Raw genomic sequence first — 6,398 nt, 5'->3', positions numbered from 1 at the left:
ATTAGGTAGTCCGGTATATAAAAAGTTTGGTTTTATTGAAGCAGATTATTGGATGGAATTAAATCTTTAGGCAATTACAAATACTCTAATGCCGCGAAAATCGTGGCTTTTTTATTTTGTGGGATAAGGTTCCTCTCAAAAACAAATGATAAGAACTTTATCCCATTCCAGATTTTGACAAGAACTTGAACTCATTCCCGATAGAGTGCAGGGAGAAGGTGAAGAAGATAAACATAAAAGTTGTAAACTGAACTCACTAATTAAGCTAACGGGCAGGAGAGTTCAGCCAATAGTTTGAGAAATTTTTAAGTACCCTGTGAAATGGAAATCGTACACATAATAACAGCAATTCCCTGGAGTTTAAGCTTCAGGACAGAAATTGCAGCGGTTGACCGTGCAAAATGGTTATGACTAGGCATGCGTATAGTCAAGTGGTTATTCATCTACATAGTATAAGATACACTTTCATGTAATATCATGAATATCTTCCGTTAGGAGTGATGTTATGGTTCAAATGCGAAATATAGGACCCATGAGACAACCGCCGCAGTCACCTCCTCCCGCATTCATCCCGCCGAAACCCGCTGTTTCTTATATCGTCGACTGCGTTTACCAGTACACTTATATTTGGCTTAGGTCTGGCGAGAACTTCTGGTTTTATCCGACATCTGTCGATATGGACGGTGTTGCTGGGTATAGATGGAGCGGATCATACTGGTACTTCTATGGTATCGATCCGCGATTCATCGATGCCGTATCGTGTCCTCCGATTCCTACCCTTTTCTGATCACTAAAATCAGAGTGCCAGTGGTACTGTTTACTCACCGCGCTCTGTTAGTGATACTTAGGACATCCTCGAAAATAAAATATAATCCAGCGCCTTTGGCTCGCCCGATGTTGCCTCCAAAATGCGTTTCTGCGAGACGGTAGGGGACAATCGGGAGGCACTCAATTTGCTGCGCTGGCGGGGTTTGCAGTGTTTCTAAGTGTTGAGCCACTGAATAACAAGGTGGAGAAACCTTCAGAAGTAGCCAGTATCATTTTTGAAAACAATCTCTTACCTCGTTGAACTAACGGGTAACGATAGTTGAACAATCATGGAGCAGTTTGCTGCGGCAGCTGCTCCATTTCTTTGTTAAGCTAACGGGCAGGTTAGTTTAATAGAAAGGAAGTATTTGATAGTCAATAAAATTGATCGTTGAGTTGTAGTGTATAATAAATGAAGGGGTGATAGAGATGCTTTTTTTAACCGCACTTTTGCTAATAATTGCTGTAGGTTATCCAATCTGGGATTATTTTTATATGAAAAAGGTCGAACAAAATCTTGTGAATAAGCAGAAATTGTTCATTGGAATTATGATTACTCAATGGTTACTGGTCATAATTGTATTTGTCTTTTGGGTAATTACACAACGTTCCCTAATCGACTTATTTTTTCTTGATAAACCCTTATTTCCTTTTCAATTAGAATTTTTATTGGCTGCTGGATTAGGAATAGGTATTTGTATTGGAATGTTTACTTTGATTCTTATCTTTTCAAAAAAATTAAGAAAAATATTATCTGATGCTCTATCTGATGAAAGCATTCAATTTTTGTTACCCTCAACAATTAAAGAACGTTTACTTTTTCTCTTAGTAGCTATTTCTGCAGGAGTCTGCGAAGAAATCATTTTCCGAGGAGTGGTAGTATATTATTTAAATCATCTTCCATTTGAACTGTCTGTCATCACAATTGGTATTGTTTCTAGTTTGCTATTTGGAATTGTTCATTTATATCAAGGTTGGAAAGGGGTATTACTTACTACCTACTTAGGTGCTATTTTGTTTCTTCTTTTCGTGGGAACAGGCGTCTTATGGATTCCAATCGTCTTACACATTATTATTGATGCGAAATTTGTATTTTTGCCAAATAAAAAGATGCCGTAAAATTAATTAAATGAGTATTTGATTGAACTAACGGGAACGATAGTTGAGTAATACTCATTGATGAGCAAGGGCTAAGGTATCCTGCTCTTTTTATTAAGCAAACGGATAGGATAACCTGGTGGTCATTCCGAAAGAACTAAAGTTCTCCGTTAGAGCTAACCGTTGTATGCAAGCAGTAGTAACTTTTTTTATTTCCGCAACTTCTGACAAGTGTATCTTTCAAAACGCTATGACGGGTTTCGCTATTGCCGTTTGAGGGGATTGCGGAATGCGACTATGCAAGCGCTCATGACCGCAGCCGTGCAGAACATGAAAAAGATTGCCCTACTCCTAGAAAGGAGGGCAATCTAGGGAATATTCCTTTAACCTCTCTTCAAACCGTGTCTTAAAAAAAGAGAAACCCATTGCATCGGAAAAAGCTTGGGTTTCTCTACAGCTTACAATTGATCATATAAGATCAATTGTCTTTATTCATATTTAGGTACGAATGCTTTGGGCGGATGAAACTCTGACAAATAGCTTGTCAACATTTCCAGCAAAACAACTCGAAATCGTATGTTATAGTGAGTCTGAAGAAGGATGAGCCGAGAACATTAATACAACGTTTGTAAAATGAGATACAAAGTAGCATATCGATGAAGGCGATGCCCATTCAGCATTTCATTTTAACACGCGTCCATAGACAGCTTAAAAAGCTGTCCCTCTAGGTATTCCGCCTTGTGTGACAGACCTTAGCAAAGATGCAAGCCACTGATCTTATAAAGTTAGAATATCTACTCCCAGAGCTGGCAGCGTCATCTTCTGTTCCGATATCTCGCTCGTCAACAAGCTGCGATAGGGAACATCGAGAGTAACCTCTCGTTGCTCATTCGTCAAATTGATCAGGAACAGGAAGCTTACCTCACCCTTCGTTCTAATCGACAGCTCCACACCTTCTGGCAGTTGGAGCTTGGGAGCCAAGCCTTTTTCCTTCAATATCCCTTCGAACAGCTGATAGAAATACGATGGCTCCGGCCAAGTGCCGACATAGTACACTTCACCTTCACCAAGMTTATTGACAGTAACTGCCGGCACACCTTCGTAAAAGTCGTTGTCATACCAGGCAATCGGTTCTGCTCCTCGCAATTCCAGCAAATCACACCATTGCTTCGCAGCGAATGTTTGTCCCTCCGAGTTCCGTATTCGATGTTCGCTGTTGCCGATTGCATCATATTCACTCACGACAACACCCGCCGCTTCCGCAAGCAGCCCTGGCAGAGGCAGCATCTCACATACATTCCTCATGTTCTTCACGCCTGTCCGATTGGTGAGGACGACCGTGCCACCCCCGGCTGCGAATCGCTCCAGCCGCTGCGCTGTTTCTTCACTTAACAGAAAGAGGGAAGGGACAATGACCAGCTTGTAGCCATCGAGCTCCTCGGTCCAGTTGATAACGTCCGTACCGACGCCCATTTTCAGAAATGCATTGTGCATAGAGGACAAGTTGTCCATATAGTGCATCCCCCCTTCCGCTTGCGCCTGAAGAGAAAGCGCCGTATGCTGATCATGCGAATGCAGAATCGCAACCTGGGTAACGATTGTGGAGCCTGCCAGTAGTAATCCTAGCTGGTTCACCTCGCGAGTAAGCTCCGCGAACTCCCTGAACCTGCGTCCAGGAACATTGCTATGGTCGATGAGTCCATGCCAGAACTGTTCGGCTCCGACGGCAGCACTCCGCCAGCGGAAATGGACGACCATATCGGCGCCGCGGGCGATTGTCTGCCAGGAACGAGCTCGGATCAGTCCGGGATAAGGGGTACGCTGAATTGGCATCCAGGCGCCTTGCGCTCCGCTCAACTGTTCCATTACCCAGAAATTGCGGCGCTTTATGCCGCGAACCAAGTCCAGTGTCAGCGCTCCGTTCCTCGGAAACCGATCGCCATGATCGCGATACAGCTCATTCGGATAATAATCGACAGAGGCGAAGTCCAGCTCTTTGTAGAGATCATAATAGTCCAGGCTATTCGGGAATTGCCACATGTTATGCGTCACGAATTTGCCTGGACAGTTTCTGCGTAGAATTTCAAGCTGCCATCCCAGCAGATAGCCTACGCTGTCCGAGCAGAATCGCTTGTACTCCAGAAGATAAGAAGGGTTCATCGGCTTGCTGGTACCGAGCGGCGTTGTTACCTCGGCCCAACTGCTGTACTCTCCGCTCCAGACGACCATGCCCCACTCCCGGTTTATCTCTTCCAGACTGGAATAACGCTTCTGCAGCCAAGCGACAAATGCACGATTACACGTATCACAATGGCATTCCTGGTAGTGCATCTCGTTATCGATTTGCCAGCCAATGACGGCGGGATGCTTCGCATAGCGCTGTGACATCACTTCCACAAATCTAGAGCCCAGCATTCTCAAGGAATAGCTGTTGTTGCAACGATGTCCACGCACACCCGGCCGGATGATTTGACGTTGCTCATCCATTGGCAGCACATCCGGATAACGGGCTGTCATCCAGTTCGGTGGCGTATTGGTAGGTGTGCATAACACGATCTCCATGCCGCGTGCGGCGAATACTTCTATAGCCGCATCCAACCATTCAAACCGATAATGACCCTCGGTCGGCTCCATTCGGCTCCAGGCGAACTCCGCGAATCGTACAACTGCAACACCCGTCTCTTGCATAAGCGCAGCATCCTTCTCCCAAAGCTCGGGAGTCCATTGCTCTGGATAATAATCAATTCCGATCTTAATCGTCATCCTGTAATCTCCTTTGTTCATCAATATATTGCGATTATATGATATATTAAGTGGAGTTAAAATCTTAAATAATTAATACAGTATAATAATATTAAGATAATAGGAGAGTTGGTCGCATGCCTCATCCCAATCTCGCTTTCCCAGTACTTTCCGCTCGAGACAAGCTGCTCCCTTTTTATTTGCTTGGCATTGGTCTGCATCATGACCAGGAGCATATTCGCCGAGACCCAGGCATTCTCGATTATCAGTGGATTCAATGCCGCAATGGCGAGGGCAAGCTCAAGCTAAGCGAAACGGAGTATATCGTCAAGCAAGGCATGGGCATGCTGCTGTTCCCCGGTCAGAAGCACGAATACTATGCTTTGTCGGGGAACTGGGAAGTCGACTGGATTATCTTTGATGGCAGCGGGTCAGCGAGCTTGTTTGAAACAGTCGGCATTGTAGACACATGCGTATTCGCGCTCGCATCGCCCGAATACCTTTTATCCCGAATGCGGGAGTTGCTGCAAGCTGCCCTTACGCCGCAAAAGCAAACGTTAAGCAATTACTCCTGTTCCGCCATCCTCTATACCTTATTGACGGAGATTATTCAGCGCGTCTCTGTCGAGGGCAGCGATACCGTCGGGCAGCAGTATGAGCGGTTAAAACCGGTCATGGATTACATTGACCAGCATTATGCCGAAGAGATTGCTTTGCATACGCTCGCCGGACTGATGTGTGTCACACCGGAATACTTCTGCCATTTGTTCAAGAAGACGACAGGCATTCGCCCTATCAGCTATGTCAATCAGGTAAGGATCAACAAGAGCAAGGAACTGCTGCTCGACAATGTGCAGCGCGGGATGCAGGACATCGCTCATCAAGTTGGCTTCGAATCTGCTAGCTATTATGGAGCTATCTTCAAGAAGCTGGAACGGCTGACACCTGGTGCCTTCCGCCGTAGCTATCAGAAGTCGTAACRTATGTGCTGTCTAATTGCGTTCGGGGAGTAAATGTGTATCTAGTTAACTTGGAAGCAAATTCATTGGACATAAAAATCGCGTTATCCAAATGGGATAACGCGATTTTTTTAGGATTTCAGTGAAATGCCAGCTTTGCTTGAGCAGGCATTAGGCTAAGATTACCTAAAGCACTCTGCTAGGAAGATGCGGAAGAACAATGTAATGCCATACTGTATGCGTATATAAGTTTCGTCAGCAGCCTCAACGCGAACAACTTCTTCTGTAGACAAATCGGAGATTGGAGCAGAGCCCGGGAGTCGAATATATTTGACATGAATTCGAAGATACCAACGTGCATGCGAGACTTGATCCGGATCCGGGTTCCGGGGTGTTTATGAGCAAGATGATTAAAACGATCTGAACTGCAGGAGTTTCCATTTATTTCGAACAGTGTTGCATTAGCGTGGTTTTTCGAAAGCGAAGCAGAGACCAATTTCATCTTATTCTAAGAGTAAAGGAGTTAAATATTTAAATGACTGTAACAGTAACGATACATTAAAGATCAGAATTCGCCTGAGAATATGAATGCCTTTTTGGTAAGAGCATTTAACTCTAAACAGCTGGTTTATATAAGCAACAAATATCAGAAAAAAGGCTTGGTAAATCTCTTTAACAAAGCAATGAAAATAGCCATTAGACAAAACAAAAAGATGATCTGGCTAGGAGTTTGGTAAAAGAATGAGAATGCTATTGATTTTTATAAAAAATGGGTTTTGTTCAAACGGGAGC

General features: G+C 44.3%; 4 protein-coding genes and 2 pseudogenes. 5 read left to right on the top strand and 1 reads right to left on the bottom strand.

From position 1 onward, the window contains the following. The first annotated feature begins 505 nt into the window (after positions 1–505). The 3 genes and pseudogenes from AC1DSE_RS27935 to AC1DSE_RS27925 all read left to right on the top strand — a co-directional run. Complete coding sequence (locus tag AC1DSE_RS27935; protein WP_477512028.1) at positions 506–787, top strand: transporter; 282 nt, start codon at positions 506–508, stop codon at positions 785–787. Between the two features lie 449 nt (positions 788–1,236). Next, entirely contained in the window at positions 1,237–1,926 is a 690-nt protein-coding gene (locus AC1DSE_RS27930; RefSeq protein ID WP_477512029.1) for a CPBP family intramembrane glutamic endopeptidase, read from the top strand. Between the two features lie 219 nt (positions 1,927–2,145). Continuing rightward, positions 2,146–2,277: pseudogene (locus AC1DSE_RS27925) on the top strand (transposase); the annotation flags it as partial. A gap of 405 nt (positions 2,278–2,682) precedes the next feature. On the opposite strand, the gene AC1DSE_RS27920 reads toward AC1DSE_RS27925, so the two are convergent. Next, a complete protein-coding gene (locus AC1DSE_RS27920) occupies positions 2,683–4,668 on the bottom strand; it encodes a beta-galactosidase (protein WP_477528538.1) in 1,986 nt (661 codons plus the stop codon). Positions 4,669–4,784: 116 nt separating this feature from the next. Between AC1DSE_RS27920 and AC1DSE_RS27915 the strand changes: the two genes are divergently transcribed. Further along, positions 4,785–5,627, top strand: coding sequence for an AraC family transcriptional regulator (locus tag AC1DSE_RS27915; RefSeq protein WP_477512031.1), 843 nt, complete (start codon positions 4,785–4,787; stop codon positions 5,625–5,627). Between the two features lie 539 nt (positions 5,628–6,166). Next, positions 6,167–6,340: pseudogene (locus tag AC1DSE_RS27910) on the top strand (GNAT family N-acetyltransferase); the annotation flags it as partial. Positions 6,341–6,398: the final 58 nt, after the last annotated feature.

Source organism: Paenibacillus sp. 01L418, from assembly GCF_056400045.1.
The sequence above is the reverse complement of the archived record's forward strand: the minus strand, read 5'-3'. Positions and strand labels throughout refer to the sequence as shown.